The sequence below is a fragment of the Kosakonia sp. genome (genome assembly GCF_032052965.1).
Taxonomy (GTDB): Bacteria; Pseudomonadota; Gammaproteobacteria; order Enterobacterales; family Enterobacteriaceae; genus Kosakonia.
Map to the genome: position 1 here is coordinate 48,453 of NZ_DAMBVN010000006.1, position 26,272 is coordinate 74,724.

Genomic DNA, 26,272 nt, shown 5'->3' on the forward strand with positions numbered 1-26,272 from the left:
TGTTGCTTCTCCTTATGCCGTCATGACAAATCACCAACCCGACTGCATAACGCAACCTGAGTCATTCAACGCATTTATCATAACGGCAGCAATAGCATTTTAATAAGGGCATAAAGCGCTTTTTTTATACCGACATCACCGGATGACCCGACAGTGTCAATTGAGAGATATCAGCATGTTGCAAAACAGCATGCGCGCCTAATGGCAAGGTGACGGTTTGTTGCTCGTGACCAAACGCCAGCCCGGCGATCACCGGGATGGACAATCGCGCGCGCAGCGAGTCCACCATTGTTGTAAGAGTGTAGCCCGCATCATACTCATTCGGCTGCGAATGGGTAAAACTGCCGAGCACCAGCGCCCGTTGCCGCGCCAGGATCCCGGCGTGCAACAATTGCAGCAGCATGCGCTCCACGCGGTAGGGGTGTTCGTTAATGTCTTCTACCACCAGAATGCCGTTCTCGATGTTTGGCAGCCAGGGGGTGCCAATCAGCGAAGTCAGCATCGCGAGGTTGCCACCCCATAAGGTCCCCTCGACCCGGCAACCCGGGCCTTCACCGTTCCACTCAATGGTGAAGACCTCATTGCGCAGCGCGCGCCAGAAATGTTCAACAGTAAAGGGATCCTGCGGGGTGGCTCCAAAATTTCCCGCCAGCATCGGCCCGCTAAAGGTGATCACCTTCCCGGTAGCCAGCAAGCCCAGTTGAATAACCGTGAAATCGCTGTGACCGCAAATCAACAGTGGCTGGCTGCTCTGACGTGCGGCTATCGCCTGCCAGTTAACGGCATCCAGCAAACGGCTGGCGCCATAGCCACCACGCACTGGCATAACAATCAGGTTCTCTCCTAGCAGTTGCGCCAGGGCATTGAGATCGGCAAGGCGTTCTGCGTCACTGCCAGCAAACCGCTCGCAGCGGCGGGCGATGACCTGCTGATTACGAACGTGGTGCCCCTGCTGTTCAAGCTGTGTAACGGCGTTGGCGGCCGCCTGCTGATTAATGCAATAACCGGAAGGGGCGATCAGGTGGAAGGTGGACATGGCATTTCCTTGCTGACATCTATAACGAAACAGTTATCATGCCGCTTACCTGTGTCGTTGTCATCCGCAGTGATGTACACCTGAATAAGGATGGTTTGCGTGAAATTAAGATGGTTTGCTTTTCTCGTGGTATTGCTGGCCGGCTGTAGCTCAAAACAGGACTACCGTCAGCCGGACTGGAACCCCGAAATACCGGTAAAACGTGCAATGCAGTGGATGCCGATCACTGAAAAAGCCGGAGCGGCATGGGGCGTCAGCCCACGTTTGCTGACGGCGATGATTGCGGTCGAATCCGGCGGAAACCCTAATCTGGTGAGTAAATCAAATGCTGTGGGTCTGATGCAATTAAAAGCCTCGACTGCCGGGCGTGAAGTCTACCGCCATATGGGCTGGAGCGGGCAACCCTCCACCAGCGAATTAAAAAACCCGGAACGCAATATTTCGATGGGTGCGGCTTATCTGAGTATCCTGGAGCATGGGGCACTGGCGGGGATCCGTGATGAAAAAGTGATGCAGTACGCGCTGGTGATTTCCTACGTGAATGGCGCAGGCGCGCTGTTGCGCACCTTTTCTTCCGACAGAGGAGAAGCCATTGAGGAAATTAATGATTTAAGCGCTGACGCCTTCTTAAAGCATGTGGTGGATAAACACCCCGCACCGCAGGCGCCGCGCTATATCTGGAAAGTACAAAAAGCGATGGATGCGATGTAATTAGCGCACCCGGCTGGCGCGTTCGCGCGCCTCGCGCTCCAGGGCAAAGATAATGCGCTGGAGCTCGCGCTCCACACCTGGGCTAACATTTAAGAAACGAAAACTGAGGCGCGGCGTACTTATTGTTTCGTTTTTGCCGTCCACGACTTTGCGCTCGCCAATCGCAATTAACTGCGCATCAAAATAGAACTGCCCCCACGACGCCATATCCAGCTCAACCTTGGTAAAGCGCATGCCCGGCTCAAGCGAATCCGGCACTTCACCATCCAGCAGCGCACCCATGCCGCCCAGCGACAGATCGTATAAACGGAAACGGATCTCTGATTTATCCGGCATTAACGCCTTGCAGAAGTAAGCCGGATGCAGCGGGGCAATAATACGGAAATATTCACGACGCTGGATAAACCACAACGTCTCAGGCAGCGCGCTAATAAATGCAGGCAAAGCCTGATAATCACCTGCATAAAGTTTGGGAACCGTAAATTCGACTTTAGCACCCTGCGTTTCAGCGGTAATGGTCACTTTCGCCGCACGCTGTACCGCATTGTTCTCGTAATCCTGACTACCAAAATCCATGATCAACTCTTCCGGGCTCGCGTCCAGGATCTTACTGATGAATTGACCACCGCCCCAGGTGATGCAGACGGGAACCTGGTTTTTTTGTAAATCGCGCAATACGCCGAGCACGGCCAGCGGATTTTGTTTCAGGAACTGCTCACTGTAATTGCTCACGCCGAATGGCTCCTTGATGACTGACACACCGTCGTTGATATATCGGCATTTCTGCGGAGAACTTAATACAAACCGACACAATTTTTTTACGGGAAAGTTTGCCTTAAATCCGTGAGACGGAAATGCTTTTGCCGTTGATAACTATAATGTAGTCAACGCTTCGCTAATTTGGGCGAAGTGGGTAAACAAGACAAGTTAAAGGAGTGAATAAATATGGGCATTCTTGCGTGGATTTTATTTGGCCTGATTGCCGGGGTGATTGCCAAATTCATCATGCCAGGCCGGGATGGCGGCGGTTTTATTCTGACGTGTGTCTTGGGGATTGTCGGCGCAGTCGTCGGCGGCTGGCTTGCCACGCACCTGGGCTATGGTGGAGACATCACCGGGTTCAATGTGCACAGCTTTATCGTTGCCGTTATCGGCGCCATTGTGGTGCTGGCGGTGTTTCGATTGCTTCGCCGATAACGCTGGCATTGGGTAGGGGTGAGGCAGGGAGTCACCTGCCATAAACACCAAAAAGGCCGCAACCTGCGTTGCGGCCTTTTTTATCACTTCGTGGCCGCTGCGGGCTGCTCGCCAGCTTGCGCCGCAGGTTGCGCAGAAGGCGTCGAAGGCGTGGCTTGCTGCACCGTAGGTTTTGCTGACTGCGCCGGTTGCGTTTGCGGTACGCTGTCGCACGGTTTCTCTTTCGGGCAAATCAAATCAAGCATCTTCAGCGTAACGCCGTTAGTCCAGCCAAACCCATCCTGCAATGGGTACTCGCCGCCGCCGCCGCCCGTACCGGTCGTGCTGACGTCATATTTCTCGACCAGCTTTTTCTCGCGGTCGTAGGTGTGCTGCACATTGGTCAGGAACCGCCAGCTTACGTCCATCGCCAGCTTCTGATGATCGTAATTTTGCAGACCGGAAGTTGCGATCCACTGTAATGGTGCCCAGCCGTTTGGAGCATCCCACTGCTGGCCGCTGTTAACGGTGGTGGTAGTGATCCCGCCCGGTTTCAGCAGTCGGGCCTGGGTTGCCGCTGCCACTTTATCTGCCCGGTCTTTCGCTGCAGCGTTAACGAACAACGGGTAGAGCGCTGCGGCGGTGAGCGGGTTACGGACCTTTTTGGTCTTCAGGTCGTAATCGGCATACCAGCCCTCTTTGTCGTTCCACAGATTGGCTTCGATAGCTTTTTGTCTGGCGTTCGCCAGCGCTTCATACTGGCTGGCTTTGGCCGCATCGCCAGAAACCTGGTATGCCCGCGCCAGTACTTTTTCCATCTTGAACATCAGCGCATTGAGGTCAACCGGCACAATAGAGGTTGTGCGAATGGTCCCGAGTTGATTCGGGTCGTCCATCCAGCGCGAACTGAAATCCCAGCCAGACGCAGCAGCAGAGCGTAAATCACGATAAATATCGGTAGCAGGGCGGTTCGGGTTGTTTTTCGCCGTGGTGACATCATCAAGCCATGACTCCGGGCGCGGTGTGTCACGGTCATCCCAATAGCGGTTCAGAACCGAGCCGTCGGTCAGCTTAACCACGCGCTTATTGGCCTGGCCAGGCTGTAAGCTCTCCGCGCCATCCATCCAGTAGCGGTACTCTTTTTCCATTTGTGGTAGCCAGGTTTTCAGTGCCTCATCGCCCTCGTGTGTCGCCAGCAATTCCACCATCAGGGCGAAGAAGGGGGGTTGAGAACGGCTGAGGTAGTAACTGCGGTTGCCGTTAGGAATATGCCCCCAGTTATCAATCTCATGCGCGAAATTGGTCACCATATCGTCAATTTTGTCCCAGTGACCGCTTTCCGCCAGCCCCAACATCGTGAAGTAGCTGTCCCAGTAATAGACTTCGCGGAAACGCCCGCCCGGTACAACATACGGTTTCGGTAGTGGCAGCAGCGAATCCCACTTGCCGGCACTGTCGGTGGTGCGGGTCAACACCGGCCACAAACCGTCGATATGTTCACGCAAGTTTTGCCCTTCGGGGGGGACATACTCTTCGCCTGCTTTCGGCAGGGTAAAGTTAACATCCACAAAGTGACGCAAGTCGAAGCTGCGCTGATTACGCTGCATACGGTAATCCGCAAGGATCATCAGTGGGTCGCCTTTCGGAACGGCGTCGGCAAACGTTTTTTGATCCGGAAACAGTTTTGCGCTTTGTACATCGCTAAACAGCGGGCCAAACAGAATATCCGGCGGCTGCGGCGTATTTTGCGCTTGTGCATCTGCGGCTATCGCCTGCGGTACCACCGCAAGAAATGCCCCGGCAAAAGCGAGTTGAAGTGCAAGGAACAACGTGCGCGGTTGGCGCAGTACAGGTCTTGTCATCGATGATTCTCCTTAACGGTACAGCGGTGCCGCTGTAATCAACCTTGTTGAAAACCTTAGTCGAATCTCAGACAGATAGCGTGCTGTGTTTGGCATTTTGCGTGCTTCCAGACGATTTACCCGCCTGGGTACGGGCAAAACGCGGTGAAGTAAATCATGTGCGGCGATATTTTCGGCAATATATGCCGCAATAACGATCTTTCACCACCAAATACGCGGGTAGAATTGTTGCAGGTCAAATGCATTTATTGCGCGACAGTACCGGATATATGTTACAGGTCAATTTGCTGAATGGTTTCGTTTAATGTGCCTGTATTTGGATGTAGTAATACTAAACAATTCGCGCAAAGAAGGGGCAATAGTTGAAATCAAAACTCTTAACAGCGCGGGACAGTAACGGAGGGAACTATCCGCCACAGGTAATATCATTTTTTTTACTTAAAAATATTTCAAAAAATATCCAAATAAAAAGCGTAATATAACCAGAAAGTGGTTTTTCCATGCTGTTAGTCAGGATATTGCACTACCAGATATTGTAGTATTTTCTGCAATAAAGATTCATTTAGGAATAATCCTATCTCGAAATTACAAGGATGTGCTAGCGCAAAATAATCATTTTTATCTATTAATATTCAAACGGTTACAAAGCAACCCGGCAGGGTTGATGAACCTTTGCTCAGGCAAGATTAATTCTCTTCAACTAAAGTGAAATTGTTTCTTGAGAATAATCCTATTTTTCTATAAAACGAAATAATACTATTTCAAGAGGTCGGATTTCATATTGAATAGAATCATCTGATCTGTAAAATCATGTCACGATAGTCAATGAAACGTAATATTATTGCAGCCTTGTTTGTAACAAGACTCGTGCGGTAGCTATGCCTTTTATTCATTATCAGAGCGCTTTCAGGATAAGGATAAGGGTGATTCGGAGCCATCCGGATATGCCTTTCCTAAACGCTCCTGTTCACCACAGTAATATATTTGCAATGGAAAAAAATCTATGAACATGCGAATGGTATTGGCTCTTGTTTTTGTCTGCAGCGTCTCAGCGTGTAAAGCACCGCCGAAACCGGCGCCAACCGACGACACCATCGTCACCAGCGAAGTTAACGGTGTTACCCTTACTCACCGCTATGCGGTTCACCCGCCAAAAGAGTTTGAACCGGTTAAACAGGATTATCGTGCGCTTTACCCTGCGTCGCTGATGAGTACGCCGGACTTCGGCGGCAAAGTGATCCGTCAGCTGACTGCGGGTAAAACCTACGTTGTGCTGGGACAGGTGGAACACTTCTGGCTGGCGCTGGCCGATGAAGGTCAGGAAGAGCTGATCGGTTATGTACCGATGCGCGCCGTGGTGAAAAGCGAGCTTTACGACGAGACGCTGCGTAAAGACAAAAAACGCCGCATTGTCCCGAAAAAACAAACTTGCGTCTCTGTCGATGGCAGCAGCAAGGCCTGCAAAAACGCGAACTCTGGAACCTGGATCATCGATTAATCCAGCTGTGACGAGCGCCAAGCGATGAATAATAACTCTGTATTTCGCCAGATTTACCTGGTGTTTTTCTTTATGCTGGCCACCCTGGCCAGCGGTTGTGGATCTTCTTCACACAGCGATCCTACCAGCTATAACCTTCAATTCCGGGCTCATCCGCAAATCAATGAGTCCGCTCCTCTTAAAGTCAGGGTGTTGCTGTTGAAATCGGATGCGACCTTTATGTCCGCCGATTTCTGGTCGCTGCAAAACAACGCGGATAGTGTACTTGGCGCCAACCTGCTTAACAGTGATGAATTTTTTCTGATGCCCGGTCAGCTCTCGAAAACGCTGAGCGGTAAAACCTCGCCGGAAGCGCGCTACATCGGCGTGATGGCCGAGTATCAGGCACTGGACGGCAAAAAATGGCGGATGTCCTTACCTCTTCCGGTACCGGGAGAGAGTCGCTTCTACGAATTCTGGAAATCGTCGTCGGATGAGCTGGAAGCCAATATCTTCCTCGACATCAATGGAATCCGTGTCGTTTCCAAATAGCGCCAGCCTTAACAGGAAAACAGTATGAACAAAGCAGAAAAGGTCGTGTGGACCGAAGGTATGTTTCTGCGTCCTCATCACTTTCAGCGTGCGGAAAGCTACTTGCAACACCACATTCGCGAGTGGGGGACACTGCAGCGCCCGTACCTTTGGGGCTACCTTGATATCGAACTGGATGACGCGATGCTGCGTCAGGGCTGTATTGCACTGAGCTACGCCAGCGGTCTGCTGCCGGACGGCACCTTCTTCTCATTCAATGATGCCCGCCAGGCGCCCACACCGCTGGCAATCCCTGACAACGTCAGTAACGAACGCGTGGTGCTTGCCCTGCCGGCTCGCCGTGGCGGACGCGAAGAGGTGATCTTCAGCGAAGAAAGAGATTCGCTGGCGCGTTATGTCACCTGGGAAAGCGAAGTGGATGACGACAACGCCATGTCCGTTGGCCCTGCCGCTGTACAGTTTGGGCGTTTGCGCCTGAAGCTGATGCTGGAAAAAGATCTCAGCGCAGAGTGGACGGCTATCGGTGTGGCGCATGTCCTGGAAAAGCGCAACGACAATCAGGTTCGCCTGGATAGCCGTTACATACCGCCGATGCTGAACGCAGTCAACGACACCGCGTTGTATACGATGGTGAATGACTTACAGAGCCTGTTAACGCAACGCAGCCAGCAAATTGGGCAGCGTCTGCGCCAGCCTGGTCGTTTTAATACCTCCGAAATGGTCGAATTCGCGCTGCTGGCGCTGATTAACCACCATGTGGGGCAAATCGCGCATCTGAAATCATTGCCCTCTATCCACCCGGAAGAGTTGTGGCGAAGCTGGCTGGCATTCGCCACCGAGCTGACGACATGGACAGCGGCCCGTTCGCCGGAGGAGGGGTTGCCCGTCTACGACCATGACGATCTCGCCGGTTGCTTCAATAAATTGCAATTGATGCTGCGTCAGGGATTGTCGCTGGTGATGGAAGAGCATGCTATTCAGTTGCCACTGACCGAACGCACGCACGGCCTGAATATCGCCACGCTGCCGACCACGACCATGGCGCGGGAGTTTGGTTTTGTACTGGCAGTCAAAGCCAGTGTACCGGGCGAAATCCTGCAAACACATTTCCCGGCGCAAATGAAAGTGGCACCCGTAACCAAAATCCGCGATTTGGTTCAGCTTCAACTGCCAGGGATGAAATTACGCACCATGCCGGTTGCACCGCCGCAAATCCCCTGGCATGCCGGTTACAACTATTTCGAGCTGGAAAAAGGCGGCGAGCTCTGGAACGAAATGGAGAAATCAGGGGCTTTCGCACTGCATCTGGCGGGCGAATTCCCGGGTCTTGATATGGAGTTTTGGGCCATCCGTAGCCCGACTGAATAATACAGCGAGCACACAATATGCAGGAACAACAAGCCTCCGGCAGTGATGCCGCCCTGGCAGGAGCAAGCGGTAACAACCCGCTGGTTGCAGCGGCCAATCCGCTGCTCAATGCGATACCGCAAATTCGCCATTCGGTTTCTCATGATGATCAAACGGGTCTGCGTCAACATTTGATTGATGAGATCCGCCGTTTTGAAGTGCGCTGCCAGCAGTCTGGTCTGGCTTACGAGGTGATCGTTGGCGCGCGCTACTGTTTATGCACCGCGCTGGATGAAGCGGCTGCGCTGACTCCTTGGGGAAGTCGCGGCGTGTGGTCCGGCAGCGGTCTTCTGGTGACGTTCCATAACGAAACCTGGGGTGGCGAAAAGTTCTTCCAGCTGCTGGCGCGCTTGTCGCAAAACCCGCGCGAGCACATTGCGCTGCTGGAACTGATCAACTTCTGCCTGTTACTGGGTTTTGAAGGGCGTTACCGGGTAATGGATAACGGCCGTACCCAGTTAGAAACCATTAAACAACGTCTGTGGCAGATGATCCGGGGTGTGCGCGGTAACTATCCGCCGCCGCTGTCGCCGCATCCGGAAGATCAGCCAGTCATGCGTAAACTCTGGCGACCGGTGATCCCATTATGGGCCTGTGCCGGACTGGCAGGCTTCCTGGCCTGCCTGTTCTACATCGTGCTCAACTGGCGTCTGGGTGACAACACCAGCCCTGTGCTGGCAAAAATCTACCAGACGACATTACCGGAATCCTCGGTGACCCAGCCTGTGCAGAGTCTGCCGCCAGTGCTTAACTTGCGTGCTTTCCTGCGGCCTGAGATTCAGGCCGGGCTGGTGTCGGTGCGCGATGAAGCGGATCGCAGCGTAGTGACCCTGAAAGGGGATGGGCTGTTTGCTTCCGCCTCCACGGTTGCCCGCGACAGCTACGAACCGGTTATTGACCGGGTCGCGCAGGCGATGAATAACGTCAGCGGTAAGGTGCTCGTGGTGGGCTATAGCGATAACGTGCCGATCCGCAGCGCGCGATTTGCCTCTAACTATGAGCTCTCGCTGGAGCGTGCCCGCTCGGTACAGTCGCTGCTGCAAAAACATCTTTCGCGCCCGGAAAGGGTCAAAGCCGAAGGGCGAGGGGAGATGGATCCCATCGCGCCGAACAATACGGCGGAAAACCGCGCCCGTAACCGTCGCGTGGAAATTACTTTGCTGGTTTCGCCGGAAAATACGGCGGCCGAGCTGAACGGACTGCCGCAAGGAAACTAAGGATGAATATGTTGCTTTCATTGCTGACCAACCGCATTTTGTGGGGTTTCCTTGGTGTAACCGGGCTGGCAGCCGTTATCTGGATGATTGGCCCGCTGCTGTCGGTAGTGGATTCCCGCCCGCTGGAGTCAGAGCAAAACCGCATGATCACCATTGCGGTGATGTACCTGATCTGGGTCCACAGCCACATTGTGCCGCGCCTGTATAACGCGTGGCTCAACCGCAAGTTGATGGACAACCTGAAAAGCGAAGAGGCGAAAGATCCGACCGAACGTAAACGGCTGACCAGCGATGATCAGGTGTTAAACGATCGCTTCGAAGAAGCGGCGCAGGTGCTGAAAAAAGCCCATTTCAATCAGCCGGGTCAGCGTGGCCAGTGGTCGCAGCGTTTCAGTACCCAGTACCTTTACCAGTTGCCATGGTATGTGATCATTGGTGCGCCGGGTTCTGGTAAAACGACTGCGCTGGTCAACTCCGGTCTGCAATTCCCGCTGGCCGACAGGTTTGGTAAAACGGCGCTGCGTGGCATTGGCGGTACGCGAAACTGTGACTGGTGGTTTACCAACGAAGCCGTGTTACTGGATACCGCAGGCCGTTACACGACGCAAGAGAGTGAACAGGCGCAGGATGCCAGCGAATGGCTGAAGTTTCTGGGTCTGTTGCAAAAATACCGTCGCCGCCAGCCGATCAACGGCGTGATCGTGACGGTGAGCATTGCCGATCTGCTGACCCAGTCCGCAGAAGCGTCTCGCGAGCAGGCGCTTAACTTACGTCAGCGTTTGACCGAACTGCACGAACAACTGGGTATTCGATTCCCGGTGTATGTGCTGGTCACCAAGGCGGACTTGTTAAAAGGCTTCCGTGCATACTTCGCCGGGTTTGACAAAGCGCAGCGTGATCAAATCTGGGGATTCACCTTCCCGTGGGAAAAGGCCAGGCTGGCAGACTTCGATCTGCAGGGCAGCTTCCTGCAGGAATTTGCCCTGCTGCAACAGCGTCTCGATGCGGCGCTGCCAGACACACTGCTGCGTGAAAGTGATGCGCAGGCGCGTGCGGAGTGCTTCCTGTTCCCGCAGGAGTTTGCCGCCATTCGTCCATTGCTGGCCGAGTACCTGAACACCATTTTTGCCCGATCAAACTTCGAAACCGAATTCTCACCGCGTGGCATCTATTTCGCCAGCGGTACGCAGGAAGGCTTGCCGTTTGACCGGGTAATGGGTGAACTCAACCGTGCCCTGTCACTGCCGCAAGGGAAATCCAGTGATAACTGGGACGCCGTCAGCAAAGATGAACCGGTGCCGGGCGGGAAAGGGCAGAGTTTCTTTATTAAGCATCTGCTGCAAAATGTCATTTTCCAGGAAGCGGGCATTGCCGGGCAAAACCGCTGGTGGGAACTGCGCAGCCGGGCGGTGATTTGGTCCGGGTATGCAGCGTTGCTGGCGCTGCTGGTGATCCTCAGCGCATTGTGGTTTACCAGCTACGGCAATAACAAAGCCTATCTGGATGAGGTACAGGCGAAAGTTCCGGCGCTGGATCAGGAGATCAAAGCCCTGCGCAACCGCCAACAGGGCGACCTGTTTGCACTGTTGCCGCTGCTGAATGGCCTGTCGGCGTTACCGCAAAGCGAAGCGTTTGACATCAACCACCCGCCTGTTACCCGCCGGATGGGGCTGTATCGCGGTAATGATGTTGCAGATGCCTCGCAGACCCTGTACCAAAAAGCCTTACAACAGATGCTGTTGCCGGAAGTGGCGATGCGTATTACCACCTGGTTACGTAATGACAATGGCAGCGATGTGGAATACAGCTACGAAGCGCTGAAAGCCTACCAGATGCTCTATCAGCCGAAGCATTATGACGGCAAGTTCCTGCATTCCTGGGTCATGCTGAACCTGGAACGTAATCTGCCGCAGAATGTTACCAAAGCGCAGATTAACCAGCTGGAGTGGCACCTGCGCCAGTTGCTGGAGCCGCAAATTCAGTCTTCGCCGTATGCCAAAGATGAAGCGTTAATTGCCCGTGAACAGGCGTTGATTAACCAACAACCGCTCTCTACCCGGGTATATGGTCGGCTAAAGCGCCTACTGGAGCGGGATGACAACCTCAAACCGGTGTCGCTGGCCTCCCTGGGCGGCCCGCAGAGTGAACTGGTATTCTCCCGTAAAAGTGGCAAACCGGTCGGTGAGGGGCTGCCGGGACTGTATACCCCGGATGGTTACTGGAACGTGTTCAATGCGCAAATCGCGCCGGTCACGGCGTCGCTGCACGAAGATGATGCCTGGGTTCTGGGATCTACCACGCAACCGGAAGACAAACAGCAGACCGATAATGCCGTGCGTCAACTGTATGCACGCGATTTCATCACCCTGTGGGACAGCTTCTTAAGCGATATTCAGCTCAACAACAGTGCGGATCTGAACCAGCGCATTAACACCGCGCGTCTGCTCTCTGGCAACAACTCGCCGCTGCGCCGACTGGTCATGAACTTAAGTCAGCAACTCAAACTGACGCGTGATGAGCCAGCCGACGGCAAAGACGAGGCACAAAAAAGCAGTAATCGCGGCACGCAAATGTTGGAAACATTGTTCAGCAACCGCGACGGCGCTGCCGCCACCACCAATGCGGCCGCAAGCCAGACGCCAGAACAGCGCGTAACAGAACACTTTATGCCCATCATCGAACTGGCGCAGCCGCTGGAAAAAGGCGGCAAGACCATCGTGTTTGATGATTTTCTCAAACAGGTCGATGAGTTGTACCGCTATCTGACCGCGGTGCAGGATGCCGCCAACAGCGGAATGCAACCGCCGGGTGGCGAAGCCATCAGCCGTTTGCAAGCCAGCGCCGGGCGTTTGCCGGGTGGTCTGCAAACCATGTTCAGCAATATGGCGGTCGGCGCAAGCAGTGATACCCAACGCCGGGACCTGGAAAATGTGCGCAAGCGCATTAGCGTCGAAGTCGGCAGTTTCTGCCGCCAGGCCATTGCCGGACGTTACCCGCTGGTGCGTTCTGCCAGCACCGAAGTGACACCGGACGATCTGGCCCGTATGTTCGCGCCGGGTACTGGCCTGATGGATGTTTTCTTCCGTGACAATCTGACCAATAAAGTCGATACCACGCAGTCGACCTGGCGCTTTATGCCGGGCATTGATGGCAAAACGTTGCCGGGCAGTGAAGGGCTGTTGGTACCGTTCCAGCAGGCGCAATCAATCCGCGACGCGTTCTTTGCCAACGGCAGCGGGACACCGTCGTTTCGCACAACGGTGCGTACCGTGCGCATGGATAACACTATCCTTAATATGACGCTGGATGTGGATGGGCAGTTATTGCGTTACAGCCACGGCCCGCAGGCGGTGCAGGTGGTGAGCTGGCCAGGAACCGGCGGCACCAACCAGGTGCGTATGCAACTTGGGCTGACCAATGGCACGACGGCTACACTGGTAACCAACGGGGCCTGGGCGTTAAATCGCTTCTTTGATAAAGCGCGTGTCAGTCCTGGCAGCAGCAGTCTGAGCCGCCAGGCGACATTCACGGTTGACGGGCATCAGGTGACGCTGGAGTTTGCGCCGAACAGTATTCGCAACCCGTTCCAGCTCCCCCGTTTCGCATGTCCTTGAACTGCAAAGGAACGCCAATGACTACGACTACTGCAATTAGTTGGTATGGAAAACTGCCCACTGCCGGTGACTTTTTACAGCGTCGCTTTCCGGACGCCCTGCAACGTCAGTGGTCTCACTGGTTTCAGGTGGGGCTGATGAGCTGGCAAACTGAGGATCAGCGTGCCAGTGACAGGCAGTTCAGCAATGCGCCGATCTGGAATTTTGTTGTCCCGCCGATGCTTGGAGGGCAGCAAGTGCAAATGGGCTGCTTATTACCCGGTCGTGACAGCGTCGGACGGCAATACCCGGTCTGCGCGCTGATGGCGATTAACCCGCTGGAGTGGACACCGCGCCATCTGGCGCAGGCGGGCGACTGGTACCAGCATCTTGGCCGCACGCTGTTGCATGCGGTGCGTAATGGCTACTCGCCGGAACAGCTGGACCAGGCACTATTGTCGATCCCGCCGGTGCAACTGCTGGAGCCGGAAACACGCTCAGAAATTCTGGATGTGATTGGTTATGAAGGTGACGGCGAAACGACCATTGGCTGGCGACAGGCCGCCGAGTGTTTTGATCCGCTGCGCCAGATCAGTTTCTGGTGGACCAACCGCAGTGACGGCTACCCGCTTTACACGCATGTGCATAGCGGGAATTTTACCGGTCAGTTATTCACGCTGCTGTTCGACCCGGCAGGCGGCGCAAGACCGGGTCGCCACGGACTTTATCCACCGATGTTTGAAGAGTAAGCAGGTAGCGGATGACGATTGAATCTTTACTGGCTCCGGTCACGGCGGAGCAGCCATGCGGCGAAAACCTGGAATACGATGCTGATTTTCTGGCAATGGAACAGGCGAGCCAGGGAAAAGCCGAACAGCAGTTTGGCAGCACCATTATTCCGGCAGAGCCGGCCGACTGGAACCGCGTAGAAAGCCTGGCGACCAGCCTGCTGGAGCGCACCAAGGACATTCGCGTGATGCTGGCGTTAACCCACGCGTGGACACGCCGCCGCGGGCTGGAAGGCTATGCAGACGGTCTGTTATTGCTGGGTCAGGCGCTGGCGCTGTACTGGGATCAACTGTGGCCATCGCTGAATGATGGCGGTGAGTTTGATCCGTTTTACCGCATTAACGCGCTGGCGGCGCTGAGTGATAAATCGGCACTCACCACCACGCTGCGCCAGTGCACACTGCTGCGCAGCAACGGTGATGAACTGAACCTCCGCGATGCGCAGGCCTTGCTGGACGGCAGCAAAACCGACTGTGCGGGTTATCCCGGCGGGCGGGTACGCCTGATTGACGAACTGACGCGCGGTGGCCAGCCCGGCATTGCTGCGGTCGGTCAAATTGAAGAGCGGCTGAAGACGATCCGTACATGGCTTCTGGAACAACTTGGCGAAAGCGGGGTACCGGAAATGGAACAGCTCCTGAAAACTGTCGGCACCATTACCGGTGCCAGCCGCGCCAGCCACGCCGACGCACCGCAGGAAACGGCAACGCAACCGCAGCCGACAACCAGCGCGCCCCAGCCAGTGGCCACGCCGCTGCCTGCCAGCGCTGACTGGCGCAGTGCGCAGGTGACGACCCGGGCGGACGCGCAACTGATGCTGGAAAAAGTGAAGCAATATTTCACCCAGCATGAGCCGAGCCATCCCGCACCGCTCATGATTGACCGCGTTCAGCGGCTGATCGAACTGGACTTTATGGAGATTATTCGCGATCTGGCGCCCGATGGCGTAAATCAACTGCAAAACATCTTTGGGCGTCAGGATTGACGCGAACCGAGTTATGACGGCAGGCGTCTTGCCTGGCCTCAAACCTTCACCGCGCATATTCGATGGAGAACATCATGGCAATAAGTAACAGTGGTCAGAAATTTATCGCACGTAACCGTGCGCCGCGCGTACAGATTGAATACGACGTGGAAGTCTATGGCGCGGAGCGCAAAATCCAGCTGCCGTTTGTGATGGGTGTAATGGCAGATCTGGTCGGCAAGCCGGTGGAAAACTTACCTTCTATTGAGGATCGTAAATTCCTTGAGATTGACGTCGACAACTTTGATGAACGCATGAAAGCGCTGAAACCGCGCGTTGCGTTCAACGTCGACAATACCCTGACCGGGGAAGGCCGCCTGAATGTCGATCTTACTTTCGATAGCATGGACGACTTCCTGCCAGATGCCGTGGCCCGCAAAGTTGAACCCCTCAATAAACTGCTGGAAGCGCGCACGCAGCTTTCTAACCTGCTGACCTATATGGACGGCAAAAACGGCGCTGAAGAGCTGATTGCCAAAGTGTTGCAGGATCCAACACTGCTGAAATCGCTCAGCCAGTTACCGAACAGTGAAGACAGTGCGCAAGGTAAAGAGGAGTAAACCATGAGCAATCCTTCTCAACTGCAAGAACAGCAGCAGGGCGCACAGGCCTTTAGCCAGGATGAATTTAGCGCGCTGCTGAGTAAAGAATTCCGCCCAAAAACCGATCAGGCACGTTCTGCGGTGGAAAGCGCGGTCAAAACCCTGGCGCAGCAGGCGCTGGAAAATACCGTCACCTTTTCTAACGACACGTACCGCACTATTCAGAATCTGATTGCCGGTATTGATGAAAAGCTGTCACAGCAGATCAACCAGATTATTCACCATGAAGACTTCCAGAAACTGGAAAGCGCCTGGCGTGGCCTGAGCCACCTGGTGAACAATACTGAAACTGACGAGATGCTGAAAATCCGCTTTATGAGCATCACCAAGCAGGAACTGGGTCGTAACCTGAAACGCTATAAAGGCGTGGGCTGGGATCAAAGTCCGCTGTTCAAGAAAATCTACGAAGAAGAATATGGCCAGTTCGGTGGTGAACCGTTTGGCTGCCTGGTGGGCGATTACTACTTCGACCACAGCCCGCAGGATGTTGAACTGCTGGGTGAAATGGCGCGTATCGGTGCGGCGGCACACTGCCCGTTCATTACCGGTACTGCCCCGAGCGTGATGCAGATGGAGTCCTGGCAAGAGCTGGCCAACCCACGCGACCTGACCAAAATTTTCCAGAACACCGAATACGCGGCATGGCGTTCGCTGCGTGAATCGGAAGATGCCCGCTATCTGGGACTGGTGATGCCACGCTTCCTCTCGCGCTTACCTTACGGCATTCGCACTAACCCGGTTGACAGCTTCGACTTTGAAGAAGAAACCGATGGTGCAAACCACAACAACTATTCGTGGGCAAATGCCGCTTATGCGATGGCGACCAACATCAACCGCTCCTTTAAAGAGTACGGCTGGTGTACGTCGATTCGCGGTGTGGAATCCGGTGGTGCGGTAGAAAACCTGCCGTGTCACACCTTCCCGAGCGATGACGGCGGCGTGGACATGAAATGTCCGACCGAGATTGCCATCAGCGATCGTCGTGAAGCGGAACTGGCGAAAAACGGCTTTATGCCGCTGATCCACCGCAAAAACTCCGACTTTGCCGCCTTTATTGGCGCGCAGTCGCTGCAAAAACCAACGGAATACCATGATGCCGATGCCACTGCTAACGCGCGTCTGGCGTCCCGTCTGCCGTATCTGTTCGCCTGCTGCCGCTTTGCGCATTACCTGAAGTGCATCGTTCGCGACAAAATCGGTTCTTTCCGTGAGCGTGACGAAATGGAACGCTGGCTGAACGACTGGGTCATGAACTATGTCGATGGCGATCCGGCGAACTCCTCCCAGGAAACTAAAGCCCGTAAACCGCTGGCGGCGGCGGAAGTGCAGGTACAGGAGATCGAAGATAATCCGGGTTACTACGCGGCCAAATTCTTCCTGCGTCCGCACTATCAGCTGGAAGGGCTGACCGTGTCACTGCGTCTGGTGTCCAAACTGCCTTCGCTGAAGACCAAAGAGGCGTAATCACGCCAGGTCGCAGACCGTCAACGTCTGCGACCTGCGTTATTTTCAGTAACAAAGGGAAAGGTGATGAAAATAAGCCGTGTGTTAGCGGGCAGTCTGTTGGTGGTATCGACCCTGGTTGCCGGGCAAACAAAAGTTTACGAATATCCGCGCGCAGAGTCGTTGCCCGAAGACGACACGGCCGTGTTCCAGCGCGATCCGGCATTGTTAAGCAGCCAGGATCTGCATATGAGCGGCGAGCGCTTTTTGAATGCCTGGACCTCAAAAACAAACGAACGTGAACGCATCAAAGCCGATCTTTATCTGCAAGGTGTCCTGGATACCACGGAAGGAACGGTGTGGTGTGGCTACAACCGCTTAAAAACCACCAGCATCCATGAAGTGGTGTACAGCTATTTCAGCCATCTTTCGCCGCAGCGCCTGCAACAGACGCGCGCCACGGTATTAATTCTCGAAGCGATGACGCAGCAGGGTACGGGTCATTGCCCGCGCAAAAAGCCCTAGCACAGACATAACGATTTTGGCCCGTCAAACTCATCTACCAGAAGGAAAGTGATAATGAGCAACAGACCATCATTTGTCGCCGCCTGGGGCGCCGCTGCACAAATCTACGATCCTCAGGATCCGTTAAGCAAAGTGAAAAATACCATTGGCGGCAAAGTGCGCACCAATTTTGAAATTCCGGAAAGCGAAGGCGGCTGGGTAAACAGTTGCGCGGTACGCATGAGTTATGTGCTCAATTATACCGGGTACCCGGTTCCCCGTATCAATGGGCTGACCGTGTCGGGCGCGGATAAAAAATGGTATTTCTTTCGCGTTCAGGACGTTATTGACTGGCTGACCCGACAGTGGGGAAAACCGGATTTAATTGTTAGTTATCCTTCGCTGCCGGTAGAAAAACTGCAAAATAAAAAAGGTATTATTTTATTTTCGGTGAAGGGATGGAGTGATGCCGCAGGCCACGCCACCTTCTGGAATGGATTAACCTGCTCCGACCATTGCTACTTTAATGCGCCGGACACGAATTACACGACAACCAAAGCCAGTTTTTGGGAGTTACCATGAGACACGTATATTTCGGCGCGCTGCTGATGTGCTGCAGTTCATTAGCCAGTGCGGCGACGGATTCGATGGCTTTTGTCAAAGAGATGCCTTACCGGCAGGTGGTCAAAGATATGGTGCTGGCGCGCTGTATCGCCCAGGTTTCGGAGCCAAATTCCGCCTATTCGCTGGATGCAGCGCGCAGCGCAAATGCGCTCAGGGAATGGGTGCCATTTGATATTGAAAATGGCAATGAAAAAATTAATGCATTAATCAATAAATTCAAGAATATTCCCAATCAGTTCCACACAGAGAGCGCGCAAAATGTGAAGGGCGTAACCCTCAATTGCCTGCGTCTGTATCACAGCGCGGAACTCGATACGTTAGCAAAAGACGTTTTAGTGAAAGATCCTGATCACACTTGGAATCAGGATAATGCGAATCCGTAATTAAGACTGGTAATGACGGAATGAATTCTTTCCCTCATCCGAGGGGATGAGTATTTCTGAATGGATATATTATCTATCCGGAAATAATAGAGGCAGAGGTAAAATATGGACGGTTTTATTCGGCCCCATGCTTACCCGTTTGCCATATAAGCGCTTTTTCGAAAGCAATATTTATCATTAACGAAGAGTAAATATTATGGCTATTGATATGTTTCTGAAGGTCGATGGAGTTACGGGTGAATCTAAAGATTCAAACCACACCGGCTGGACTGATATCACATCTTTTTCCTGGGGTGCTTCTCAACCGGGAAACATGAGCGTTGGCGGTGGCGGCGGTGCCGGTAAAGTCAATTTCAACGACCTGCATGTTAACGCACTCATTGATAAATCCACGACGGCAATCCTGAAACACTGCGCAAGCGGTAAACACCTGACAAAAGTTGAACTGTCCGTGTGCAAAGCAGGCGGCCAGCAGGTTGAATATGCGCGCATCACGCTGGAAGACGTGCTGGTGACTTCTGTTCAGTACACCGGTGCTGACAACGGCGACACCGTAGGCGTGACCTATGCATTCCAGGCTGCGAAAGTGAAACAGCAGTACTGGGAGCAGTCTTCTTCCGGCGGTAAAGGTGCTGAAACCAGCGCTGGCTGGAACATCAAAGAAAACAAAGAAGCGTAAGCACGTATGGCGATCCCGCAAGGGATCGCTACTCTTTTTGGGATCGGCTATGGCTAACTATCTTATTTCTGTAAAACGCCTCTGGGAAACCAATAACTCCACCATTTCGACGTACGAAATCTCTGGCAGCACCATTAAAGGTTATTTTCTGGAGCGTCCCGGACCGGACACCACGGCTTCAGGCCAGCTAAAACGGATACCAGAAGGTTCTTACCGCCTGAAATGGCACAACTCGAACATTTCAACCGTGCAGGCGCACAACCCTGTACCACTGCTCTACAATGCGGATGTACCGCAATCGCGTTATATTCTGATCCACAACGGCAACTACCCTTACAACACAGAGGGATGCCTGCTGATCGGCAGCTCCAAAGGTACCGATTTTGTCGGGGGCAGCGTGCCAAAACTCACTGAGTTAAAAACATTTCTGACCGAGCAAGGGATTGAGAACTTTACGCTGATGATCACCTCCTGCTATGTCACCTGTAACAACCAGAACGGTTAAGGCTATGCTAAAACGAATCATTTTGCTGATGCTGTGCGCGGCTTGCGCATTACCGGCGATGGCCGCTCAGACCCTGAAAAATGGCGTATTGCAGGCCTACTGGTTGCCGGTATGGAATAACGAAGGGACGAAAAGCACCGCTGAATTAAAGTACCGCTACTTCGTGCTTACCCCCGCCGGCAAGGTGGATAAAGTCATTAATGTCACCTTTGCCGATAATGACGCCATCGTTAAACGTGCGTTTTCTCAGTTACCGCCTTCCTTTATGAAATATTCGGAAGGGCATGCAGAGCAGGCCGGTCAGCTCACTATCGACGGGTTGAAGGCGCAACCGGAGTGCGATCGCCATCTCTACAGCGCAAAAGCGGTGAAATTTACCCCGACTGCGGGGCAGGCACCGGTAAAAAACCTCGAAACAGCGGCCGGGTGCGAAGCCTATCCATGGGCGGTGACCTATACACTGAAAACGGGCCTTGCCGATCAACATTTCAAGCAACAGCCCGAGGCAACGGCAAAAGATTTACAGCCCGTTTTGCCGGAGCAACCTCTGATTAAAATTGAAACTGTCGACGGTGACTGGATCCGCGCCGCCGTCCTGGATCAAAGCAAAAGTGACCTTATCGGCGAACCGCAGGGTTACCTGCGTTTAGAGACATTACAGCCAGTCAACTGAGTCACGACGTGACATCTGAAGAATTACCGGTCGAGGAAAAACACAAAAAATGCCCGGATGCGCAAACACCTTCACACAGCAAATTACGCCGCTGACCCTGGTCGCGGCACTTTTCACCACGTTGATGACAAACGCCGTTGCCGTGACACCCGCCGAAGGGATTCAGGGGCAGTGGCGTATTGTTAGCGTCAACACCGATCAGCGCGCCACGACCTATCCCGTCATTAAATATAATGATCCACGGTTAGTAGGGCGTGTGCTGAGTTTCAGCCAGGATGCCATTCGTGGCGACACGGGCGAGGACATGGAATGCCTGCAACCCTCATACACTGCGCAGCCAGAAATGACACTGAATGCGGCCATCCAGCAGACCTCCGGCGAACATAATGACGAACCCGTTACTCCAGTGGCGGAAGATTATGAGCTGAAGCTCCCTGGTGGACAAAAAATCACGCCACTGCTGGTCAGCTGTAAACAGGGCATGTTTGGAGAGGATGGCGTGGTGATGAAAAACTGGATTGCGTACGTCTCCCCCGACCGGTTGATTACAAATGGGTCAGAAAACGGTTATTTAATGTTGCAACGGGTAAAACCGGGTGAAAAAACCGCGCCGAGTTTTTCATGTAACGCTAAGCTAAGCACCGTTGAAAAAACCATTTGCGACAGTGATGAACTCTCCGCCTGGGATCGCAGCGTGACCGACGCCTGGCAAACCTGGTTGCTTGAGCAAAAAGAGGTCCAGCCGGAAGATAAAACATCCATTGGTGCCATGAAAACGGCGCAGCGCAACTGGCTGGCGAAACGTAATCAGTGCCAGAGCGATACCGACTGCCTGAAGAAAGTGATGCGTGCGCGCGTCTCTGAGATCATGGAAAAGGTTTATTAGCCGGTCGGGAAAGTAAGAACAGGTTTTGACCCGGCGCAAACGTGCCGGGTTACGCCGCCACCGTTAATGCTTGTTGTTGTCAAACGCAGCCGCTTTTGCCAAAACGGCGCCGTTTGAGTGCACATAACTCCAGCAGGAATACGCGATGCGATTCACAATTATTACCAGTAAACCCGGTCATCAGCCGCCGCAAAGCCGCTGCGACTTTTACCCTCCGGGCGGCACCATTGGCCGCGGCACTGATAACAATCTGGTGTTGCCGGATAATGACCGTTCTATCTCACGCCTGCAGGCTATTGTTCATATCGCCGGAAATGGCGAATGCCGTGTCACTAACCGTGGCAATGTCACTCGTGTGGTATTGAACGATATTCCCCTGGAGCGTGGTCGCCAGGTTGAACTCCAGGATGGCGACATTCTGGGCATCGACGAATACCGCATTGAAGTTACCGACCTGATTCAGGATACGCAGCCCGTAAGCCGTATGGCGGCCAGCATGCAGGCGGAGCTGTTCCCGCCGCCGGTACAGCAGGCAAAACCAGCGCCTGCCGCGCCTGCGCAGAACAAAGCGGGTGATAACGCCCCTGCGTCGGTGCCGACCGAAATCTGGGACAGCCTGATGCAGGAGTTTTCCATCTCTGACAGCATCTCCAGCAGCCGTGCGAAGCAGGCCGAGCCGCAGAATCTGAACCCGTTTGCCGCCCCGAAAGAGCCGGAGCGTAATCCGGAAGATCCGCTCGCTCTGCTGAACAACAATGAGCCGCTGGTGAGCCCGAAATCACTGGCGTCCGATCAACTGTTCAATGACGAGCAGTTGTTTAAAAACGACAGCATCTTTAATGACGCTACGCCGTCGACGCTGGTACCGCCCGTGGAGCCCGCAAAGCCATCCTACGCACCTGCGCCGGAGCAGGATGAACTGGATCCACTGGCATTGTTTGGTGGCAGCGGCGGAGCGGTGTCTCAAACACGCAGCGATGATCCGCTGGGCCTGCTGAGTGGTGCGGTACCGCTGGCTAATGCGGATGAAATCGGCCAGGCCAAACAGCCTGCGCAGCCCATTATTACCGATCCGACTACGGTGGAAGCTCCGCAGCCGCCGCAGCAGCCGATCATTACGGAACTGACGACCGAAGCGCTGACCGGAACGCCGTTGTTTGCAGAAGAGGAACCTGTCGCTGCGCCGGAAGAGCCGCAGGATTATGCCGGCATTACCTTGCCGACGCCGCAGGCGGTGCAGCGCAGTGCTGCGCAGACGCCGAAAGGGCGTCTGCGCATTGACCCGGTACAAAGCAACATGGCGCAAAGCCCCAGCAGCGGTGACAGTGGTGATGTGCTGAAAGGTGAATTGCTGGACGCGTTGCTCGAAGGGATGGGGCTGGGCGATATGCAGCCGGTGCCGCAGTTTGATAAAGAGAATATGCGTCAGTTTGGCCAGATGTTGAGCATGTTCTCGCAGGGTACGGTGGCGTTGCTCTCTTCACGCTCGATCCTGAAACGTGGCGTCAAAGCAGACATGACCATGGTGCTGGACGATGCCAACAACCCGTTCAAATTGCTGCCCTCGGGCAAAACCGTGTTGATGCAGATGTTCGGCAACCGTATGCCGGGCTTTATGCCGCCGAAAAAATCCGTCCGCGATGCGCTGATCGACTTGCAGGCGCACCAACTGGGGATGATCTCCGGCATTCGCGCCATTATTGCCGCCATGTTGCAGTCGTTTAACCCCGAGCAACTGGAAGAAGACGCCAGACGCGACGGTGCCATTGCACGGCTTGGCATGCTGTCGAACCGTAAAGCGGCGCTGTGGGATTACTTTGTGCGGACCTATTCGCAAACCGCCGGTGAGATTGATGATGACTTCCATACCCTGTTCGGGGAAGCGTTCCTTCACGCTTATGATATGGAGGTTAACCAGTACAAAGACTCACAAAGCGGATCGGAAGAATGAATATCAGCACCGCCTCCATATCCAGACAAGGTGAGCGTGCCAGCAATCAGGATCAGACCGGTGAAACGATTGGTGAGCGTGCCGCCTGCTTTGTGGTTTGCGACGGCATCGCCGGCTTGCCGGGCGGTGACGTGGCGGCTGCACTGGCGCGTAATGCCATCATCACGCAATTCGATGGCGACGAGCATTTGAATGCGCAGTACATTCGCCGCTACATCAACGAGGCAAACCGCGCCATCCGCGAAGAACAAAAAGCGGTGCAGGATTATCACCGCATGGGCACCACCATGGTCAGCCTGTTTATCGACAGGGATTACAAACTGGCCTACTGGGCGCATGCGGGCGATAGCCGCCTGTACCTGTTCCGTCGCGGCTGGTTGTATCATGTCACCACCGATCACAGCCTGGTTCAGCAGATGAAAGATGCGGGCCACCAGACGGAAGGCATCAACGGCAACTTGCTCTATTTTGCGCTCGGTCTTGGTGAAGATGAGCGGGAGCCAAGCTACAGCGACGTGGTGCCGATCGAAGATGGCGATGCCTTTCTGTTGTGTACCGACGGTTTCTGGCACGGTGTAACCGAAGAGCAGATGCAGCAATCCCTGCATATGGTCAATACGCCAGATGAATGGCTGACCTTAATGAATCAACTCCTGCTGAAAAACGGTGTCGGGGCGCAGACCCAGCAGGATAACTATAGCGCCGTAGCGGTGTGGATGGGCACGCCTCAGGAGACGACGCTATTGCATTCGCTCTCTGAGGCGGCGCAGTTTTTCCCTCTTCGTGATTGATACAGCTTACAAGGACTTTTATGAAACTTTGGCTACCGGGTCTGGCGCTGCTTGCCGTATGTGGCAGCGTCCATGCAGAAAATTTCCGCATCGCGCAATCGCCGTCACAAAAACTGGATGTCTGGATCGACAACATCGCGGATAACACGCCAAAAAGCTGGTGCGCCCGTGAACTGCCGCTGCGTATTGTTGCCAACGGCGACAAAAAACCGTCCGTACTGAACAACTTCTTACCGCGTCTCGGCACGCTGTTGGAAAACCAGTGCGGCACCCTGACGCAGGTGCGCTGGAAGCTGACCGATGCGCAGGGCGCAACGCTGGCGGAAGGGACGGCAGACAAAGCGAAAGAGTGGGCCGTGGTCGTCACGCCTGGCGCAACGTCATCCACGAGTACTTCGACGACACTGACTCCGCCGGCCGGCCGTGCTGAAGATCTCTCCCCGCTGGCTAACCGCGCGCCATGGCAAGAGTTCACTTTGCAGGATGGTTGCCATTTACGCACCTTCTGGCAGGGCGACGCCAACGCACCCGCGCTGTTTATTCCGGCCAAAGAAGACGGTAAATGCGAAAAAGGCGGCTGGCTTAACGGGCGCAGCGATGTGACACAACTGAGTAATGGCGTGGAAAAGAAAACCACCATGACCTTTGTGCACGGTTTCCCGGTGAGCGGTCTGAGTGAAAGCGCCGATGCCGACCGTCTGCTGATCACCACTGTGAACAATGAGCGCATGGTCGTCAGCGAGGGCACCCTGGCGCAAAGCTGGATGATCCTGCCTTATGTGCAAAGCCTGAATGGCTGGAAAGCCAACGGTACGGTGGCGGTAGAAATCTCCCGTGATGTTGCCAGTGATGAAACCCGTCTGCGCGCGCGCATTGATGAAGTCCGTAAAGTGTGGGCGCCGTGGTTCGAGCCGGGTACCCGCCTCAATATTCTGCTGATTGATTCGCTGCATCCGCAGCTGCGCGACCCGGCGGTCGGGAAGTACAGAACCCTGAACTAAGGAGCGGCGATGAACACTCTGATGCAACAACTGGCCGGCGAATCGCTGCAGGAGAGTCTGGCGAAGCTGGAAAGCCGTATCCGTAGCCAGCCGGGCGACGCTGACTTACGGGCGGCCTTTGCGCAAATGCTGTGCCTCGACGCTAACTGGTCGCGGGCACTGGCGCAGCTAAAGAGCTGGGCCGCGCTTAAGCCGCAGGCACAGCCGACCGTCACGCTACTTGAGCAGGCGATCAATGGCGAGCGCCAGCGTGAAGAGGTGCTGGCGGGGCGCGCGCGTCCGGTCACGCCGGAGCAGCAGTGGCCGTGGCTGGCAGGAATGATTGCCTCGCTCGATCCGCACGCCAGCGAACCCGGTGCGCAGCGCGACGCCGCGCTGGCAGAGGCGGAAGCAAACCCCGGGCAACTGACCACGCAGGATGGGCAAACGCTGGCTTTTGACTGGCTAATGGATGGCGACAGCCGGTTTGGCCCGGTCTGCGAGGCGATTGTCAACGGCCGCTATTTCTGGCTACCGTTCAGTGCGATTTCCGCTATGCAGTTCCAGCCACCCGCCAGCGTCACTGACCTGGTCTGGCGCCACACGCTGGTGCGTTTGCAGGATGGCAGCGAGCAGGTGTGCCAGATCCCGGCCCGCTATCCGGTGGATCACGGCACGGATGATCGCTTTAAACTCAGTCGCGTCACCGAATGGCAGACCCTGCCGGGCGATCTGCCGCACTACCTCGGTATGGGGCAAAAAGTGTGGCTTAACGACAGTGTTGAGTTCCCGGTGCTGGATCTGGCAACGGTCAGTTTTACTGCGGAAGCCACGCATGAGTAATTCTGCTCAGGATCAGGATAGCGATCTGCTGCGCAGCGGCTGGCGTTCTCGCCGTGGCAAAGAGACTGTCGGCGCGCGCGATAAGATGCAGCCGTCGCTGTTAGATCGTCTGACGGATGATGCGCCCGATAAAGTGCAGGAGCCGGTGAACAGCAACCTGATTTCGCATTCGGCGTTGCGCCGCCACGTGCTGCGCGATCTGCAATGGCTGTTTAATACCATCAATAATGAAGCACAGCAGGATCTCAGCGGATTCGATGAAGTTCGCCGTTCGGTGGTTAATTTTGGTGTCTCGCCGCTGGCGGGAAAACGGATGTCTGATATCGAGTGGCAGGACATTCAGCGCAAACTTACCGACGCGATTTTGCACTTTGAACCGCGCATTCTGCCGCAGGGGCTGCAGGTGCGCTGTGTTTCCGACACCCAGTCGCTGGATCTGCATAACGTATTGTCCATTGAGATCAAAGGCCGCCTCTGGTGTGTGCCTTATCCGCTGGAGTTCCTGTTTCGTACCGATGTGGATCTGGAAAACGGGCATTTCGAGTTGAAAGACGCGGGGTAACG

26 protein-coding genes are annotated in these 26,272 nt (G+C 54.7%); 23 read left to right on the forward strand and 3 right to left on the reverse strand.

What is annotated here, in order from left to right; translation table 11 throughout:
• Positions 1-124: 124 nt before the first annotated feature.
• Positions 125-1,036, reverse strand: a complete 912-nt coding sequence (gene ldcA, locus RTX30_RS09625; RefSeq protein ID WP_312689228.1) for a muramoyltetrapeptide carboxypeptidase — start codon at positions 1,034-1,036, stop codon at positions 125-127.
• Positions 1,037-1,135: 99 nt separating this feature from the next.
• Between ldcA and emtA the strand changes: the two genes are divergently transcribed.
• Positions 1,136-1,747, forward strand: a complete 612-nt coding sequence (emtA, locus tag RTX30_RS09630) for a membrane-bound lytic murein transglycosylase EmtA (protein ID WP_312689230.1) — start codon at positions 1,136-1,138, stop codon at positions 1,745-1,747.
• On the opposite strand, the gene RTX30_RS09635 is transcribed toward emtA, so the two are convergent.
• Entirely contained in the window at positions 1,748-2,479 is a 732-nt protein-coding gene (locus RTX30_RS09635; RefSeq protein WP_312689232.1) for a flagellar brake protein, read from the reverse strand.
• A 213-nt stretch (positions 2,480-2,692) separates the two neighbouring features.
• Here RTX30_RS09635 and RTX30_RS09640 point away from each other — a divergent pair, with 213 nt between their 5' ends.
• On the forward strand, positions 2,693-2,944 hold the full coding sequence (locus tag RTX30_RS09640) for a GlsB/YeaQ/YmgE family stress response membrane protein (protein WP_312689234.1): 252 nt from the start codon (positions 2,693-2,695) through the stop codon (positions 2,942-2,944).
• A gap of 83 nt (positions 2,945-3,027) precedes the next feature.
• Here RTX30_RS09640 and RTX30_RS09645 read toward each other — a convergent pair whose 3' ends face one another.
• Positions 3,028-4,785 (reverse strand): alpha,alpha-trehalase, encoded by a 1,758-nt coding sequence (locus tag RTX30_RS09645; protein ID WP_312689236.1) that lies wholly within the window; start codon positions 4,783-4,785, stop codon positions 3,028-3,030.
• A gap of 1,003 nt (positions 4,786-5,788) precedes the next feature.
• Between RTX30_RS09645 and RTX30_RS09650 the strand changes: the two genes are divergently transcribed.
• From RTX30_RS09650 to tssE, 21 genes are all read left to right on the forward strand, one after another.
• Positions 5,789-6,283: an SH3 domain-containing protein gene (locus RTX30_RS09650; protein ID WP_312689237.1), complete on the forward strand. Its 495-nt coding sequence runs from the start codon at positions 5,789-5,791 to the stop codon at positions 6,281-6,283.
• A 24-nt stretch (positions 6,284-6,307) separates the two neighbouring features.
• The gene (gene tssJ, locus RTX30_RS09655; protein ID WP_312689238.1) at positions 6,308-6,814 is read left to right on the forward strand and encodes a type VI secretion system lipoprotein TssJ; all 507 of its coding nucleotides are present in this window, start codon (positions 6,308-6,310) and stop codon (positions 6,812-6,814) included.
• Positions 6,815-6,838: 24 nt separating this feature from the next.
• A complete protein-coding gene (gene tssK, locus RTX30_RS09660) occupies positions 6,839-8,182 on the forward strand; it encodes a type VI secretion system baseplate subunit TssK (RefSeq protein ID WP_312689240.1) in 1,344 nt (447 codons plus the stop codon).
• Positions 8,183-8,199: 17 nt separating this feature from the next.
• Positions 8,200-9,438: a DotU family type VI secretion system protein gene (locus RTX30_RS09665; RefSeq protein WP_312689242.1), complete on the forward strand. Its 1,239-nt coding sequence runs from the start codon at positions 8,200-8,202 to the stop codon at positions 9,436-9,438.
• Positions 9,439-9,440: 2 nt separating this feature from the next.
• A complete protein-coding gene (gene tssM, locus RTX30_RS09670) occupies positions 9,441-13,052 on the forward strand; it encodes a type VI secretion system membrane subunit TssM (RefSeq protein ID WP_312689244.1) in 3,612 nt (1,203 codons plus the stop codon).
• Between the two features lie 17 nt (positions 13,053-13,069).
• Entirely contained in the window at positions 13,070-13,780 is a 711-nt protein-coding gene (tagF, locus tag RTX30_RS09675; RefSeq protein WP_312689246.1) for a type VI secretion system-associated protein TagF, read from the forward strand.
• 11 nt (positions 13,781-13,791) lie between these two features.
• Positions 13,792-14,805: a type VI secretion system protein TssA gene (gene tssA / locus RTX30_RS09680; RefSeq protein WP_312689248.1), complete on the forward strand. Its 1,014-nt coding sequence runs from the start codon at positions 13,792-13,794 to the stop codon at positions 14,803-14,805.
• 74 nt (positions 14,806-14,879) lie between these two features.
• Positions 14,880-15,404 carry a type VI secretion system contractile sheath small subunit gene (gene tssB, locus RTX30_RS09685; RefSeq protein ID WP_016495653.1) on the forward strand — a complete coding sequence of 175 codons (525 nt, stop codon included), beginning with the start codon at positions 14,880-14,882 and terminating at the stop codon, positions 15,402-15,404.
• Between the two features lie 3 nt (positions 15,405-15,407).
• A complete protein-coding gene (tssC, locus tag RTX30_RS09690) occupies positions 15,408-16,910 on the forward strand; it encodes a type VI secretion system contractile sheath large subunit (protein ID WP_312689250.1) in 1,503 nt (500 codons plus the stop codon).
• 66 nt (positions 16,911-16,976) lie between these two features.
• Positions 16,977-17,414, forward strand: a complete 438-nt coding sequence (locus RTX30_RS09695; protein ID WP_312689252.1) for a Rap1a/Tai family immunity protein — start codon at positions 16,977-16,979, stop codon at positions 17,412-17,414.
• Between the two features lie 54 nt (positions 17,415-17,468).
• Positions 17,469-17,975, forward strand: coding sequence for a type VI secretion system amidase effector protein Tae4 (locus RTX30_RS09700; protein WP_312689254.1), 507 nt, complete (start codon positions 17,469-17,471; stop codon positions 17,973-17,975).
• Positions 17,972-18,400: a T6SS amidase immunity protein Tai4 family protein gene (locus RTX30_RS09705; protein ID WP_312689503.1), complete on the forward strand. Its 429-nt coding sequence runs from the start codon at positions 17,972-17,974 to the stop codon at positions 18,398-18,400. Before RTX30_RS09700 ends, RTX30_RS09705 begins: the two co-directional genes overlap by 4 nt.
• A gap of 196 nt (positions 18,401-18,596) precedes the next feature.
• Positions 18,597-19,079, forward strand: coding sequence for a type VI secretion system tube protein Hcp (locus RTX30_RS09710; RefSeq protein ID WP_017457017.1), 483 nt, complete (start codon positions 18,597-18,599; stop codon positions 19,077-19,079).
• Between the two features lie 49 nt (positions 19,080-19,128).
• Positions 19,129-19,584 carry a DUF5675 family protein gene (locus tag RTX30_RS09715; protein ID WP_312689261.1) on the forward strand — a complete coding sequence of 152 codons (456 nt, stop codon included), beginning with the start codon at positions 19,129-19,131 and terminating at the stop codon, positions 19,582-19,584.
• Between the two features lie 4 nt (positions 19,585-19,588).
• Positions 19,589-20,257: a hypothetical protein gene (locus RTX30_RS09720; protein WP_312689263.1), complete on the forward strand. Its 669-nt coding sequence runs from the start codon at positions 19,589-19,591 to the stop codon at positions 20,255-20,257.
• Positions 20,258-20,306: 49 nt separating this feature from the next.
• Positions 20,307-21,143 carry a lysozyme inhibitor LprI family protein gene (locus RTX30_RS09725; RefSeq protein WP_312689265.1) on the forward strand — a complete coding sequence of 279 codons (837 nt, stop codon included), beginning with the start codon at positions 20,307-20,309 and terminating at the stop codon, positions 21,141-21,143.
• Positions 21,144-21,288: 145 nt separating this feature from the next.
• A complete protein-coding gene (gene tagH / locus RTX30_RS09730; protein WP_312689267.1) occupies positions 21,289-23,094 on the forward strand; it encodes a type VI secretion system-associated FHA domain protein TagH in 1,806 nt (601 codons plus the stop codon).
• Entirely contained in the window at positions 23,091-23,885 is a 795-nt protein-coding gene (locus tag RTX30_RS09735) for a protein phosphatase 2C domain-containing protein (protein WP_312689269.1), read from the forward strand. The genes tagH and RTX30_RS09735 overlap by 4 nt, the downstream gene beginning before the upstream one ends.
• 20 nt (positions 23,886-23,905) lie before the next feature.
• Positions 23,906-24,886, forward strand: coding sequence for a hypothetical protein (locus tag RTX30_RS09740; protein WP_312689271.1), 981 nt, complete (start codon positions 23,906-23,908; stop codon positions 24,884-24,886).
• A gap of 9 nt (positions 24,887-24,895) precedes the next feature.
• On the forward strand, positions 24,896-25,708 hold the full coding sequence (locus RTX30_RS09745; RefSeq protein WP_312689272.1) for a type VI secretion system accessory protein TagJ: 813 nt from the start codon (positions 24,896-24,898) through the stop codon (positions 25,706-25,708).
• Positions 25,701-26,270 carry a type VI secretion system baseplate subunit TssE gene (gene tssE / locus RTX30_RS09750; RefSeq protein WP_312689273.1) on the forward strand — a complete coding sequence of 190 codons (570 nt, stop codon included), beginning with the start codon at positions 25,701-25,703 and terminating at the stop codon, positions 26,268-26,270. The genes RTX30_RS09745 and tssE overlap by 8 nt, the downstream gene beginning before the upstream one ends.
• Positions 26,271-26,272 lie beyond the last annotated feature (2 nt).

What these genes read in the sequence shown, in the direction of transcription:
- RTX30_RS09745 (WP_312689272.1), top strand. Translation starts at nt 24,896, where the DNA reads ATGAACACTCTGATGCAACAACTGGCCGGCGAATCGCTGCAGGAGAGT.
- RTX30_RS09640 (WP_312689234.1), top strand. Translation starts at nt 2,693, where the DNA reads ATGGGCATTCTTGCGTGGATTTTATTTGGCCTGATTGCCGGGGTGATT.
- tagH (WP_312689267.1), top strand. Translation starts at nt 21,289, where the DNA reads ATGCGATTCACAATTATTACCAGTAAACCCGGTCATCAGCCGCCGCAA.
- tssA (WP_312689248.1), top strand. Translation starts at nt 13,792, where the DNA reads ATGACGATTGAATCTTTACTGGCTCCGGTCACGGCGGAGCAGCCATGC.
- tagF (WP_312689246.1), top strand. Translation starts at nt 13,070, where the DNA reads ATGACTACGACTACTGCAATTAGTTGGTATGGAAAACTGCCCACTGCC.
- tssJ (WP_312689238.1), top strand. Translation starts at nt 6,308, where the DNA reads ATGAATAATAACTCTGTATTTCGCCAGATTTACCTGGTGTTTTTCTTT.
- RTX30_RS09710 (WP_017457017.1), top strand. Translation starts at nt 18,597, where the DNA reads ATGGCTATTGATATGTTTCTGAAGGTCGATGGAGTTACGGGTGAATCT.
- tssM (WP_312689244.1), top strand. Translation starts at nt 9,441, where the DNA reads ATGAATATGTTGCTTTCATTGCTGACCAACCGCATTTTGTGGGGTTTC.
- tssE (WP_312689273.1), top strand. Translation starts at nt 25,701, where the DNA reads ATGAGTAATTCTGCTCAGGATCAGGATAGCGATCTGCTGCGCAGCGGC.
- tssK (WP_312689240.1), top strand. Translation starts at nt 6,839, where the DNA reads ATGAACAAAGCAGAAAAGGTCGTGTGGACCGAAGGTATGTTTCTGCGT.
- RTX30_RS09705 (WP_312689503.1), top strand. Translation starts at nt 17,972, where the DNA reads ATGAGACACGTATATTTCGGCGCGCTGCTGATGTGCTGCAGTTCATTA.
- RTX30_RS09665 (WP_312689242.1), top strand. Translation starts at nt 8,200, where the DNA reads ATGCAGGAACAACAAGCCTCCGGCAGTGATGCCGCCCTGGCAGGAGCA.
- RTX30_RS09740 (WP_312689271.1), top strand. Translation starts at nt 23,906, where the DNA reads ATGAAACTTTGGCTACCGGGTCTGGCGCTGCTTGCCGTATGTGGCAGC.
- RTX30_RS09645 (WP_312689236.1), bottom strand. Translation starts at nt 4,785, where the DNA reads ATGACAAGACCTGTACTGCGCCAACCGCGCACGTTGTTCCTTGCACTT.
- RTX30_RS09720 (WP_312689263.1), top strand. Translation starts at nt 19,589, where the DNA reads ATGCTAAAACGAATCATTTTGCTGATGCTGTGCGCGGCTTGCGCATTA.
- RTX30_RS09650 (WP_312689237.1), top strand. Translation starts at nt 5,789, where the DNA reads ATGAACATGCGAATGGTATTGGCTCTTGTTTTTGTCTGCAGCGTCTCA.
- ldcA (WP_312689228.1), bottom strand. Translation starts at nt 1,036, where the DNA reads ATGTCCACCTTCCACCTGATCGCCCCTTCCGGTTATTGCATTAATCAG.
- RTX30_RS09695 (WP_312689252.1), top strand. Translation starts at nt 16,977, where the DNA reads ATGAAAATAAGCCGTGTGTTAGCGGGCAGTCTGTTGGTGGTATCGACC.
- RTX30_RS09735 (WP_312689269.1), top strand. Translation starts at nt 23,091, where the DNA reads ATGAATATCAGCACCGCCTCCATATCCAGACAAGGTGAGCGTGCCAGC.
- tssC (WP_312689250.1), top strand. Translation starts at nt 15,408, where the DNA reads ATGAGCAATCCTTCTCAACTGCAAGAACAGCAGCAGGGCGCACAGGCC.
- RTX30_RS09725 (WP_312689265.1), top strand. Translation starts at nt 20,307, where the DNA reads ATGCCCGGATGCGCAAACACCTTCACACAGCAAATTACGCCGCTGACC.
- tssB (WP_016495653.1), top strand. Translation starts at nt 14,880, where the DNA reads ATGGCAATAAGTAACAGTGGTCAGAAATTTATCGCACGTAACCGTGCG.
- RTX30_RS09715 (WP_312689261.1), top strand. Translation starts at nt 19,129, where the DNA reads ATGGCTAACTATCTTATTTCTGTAAAACGCCTCTGGGAAACCAATAAC.
- RTX30_RS09700 (WP_312689254.1), top strand. Translation starts at nt 17,469, where the DNA reads ATGAGCAACAGACCATCATTTGTCGCCGCCTGGGGCGCCGCTGCACAA.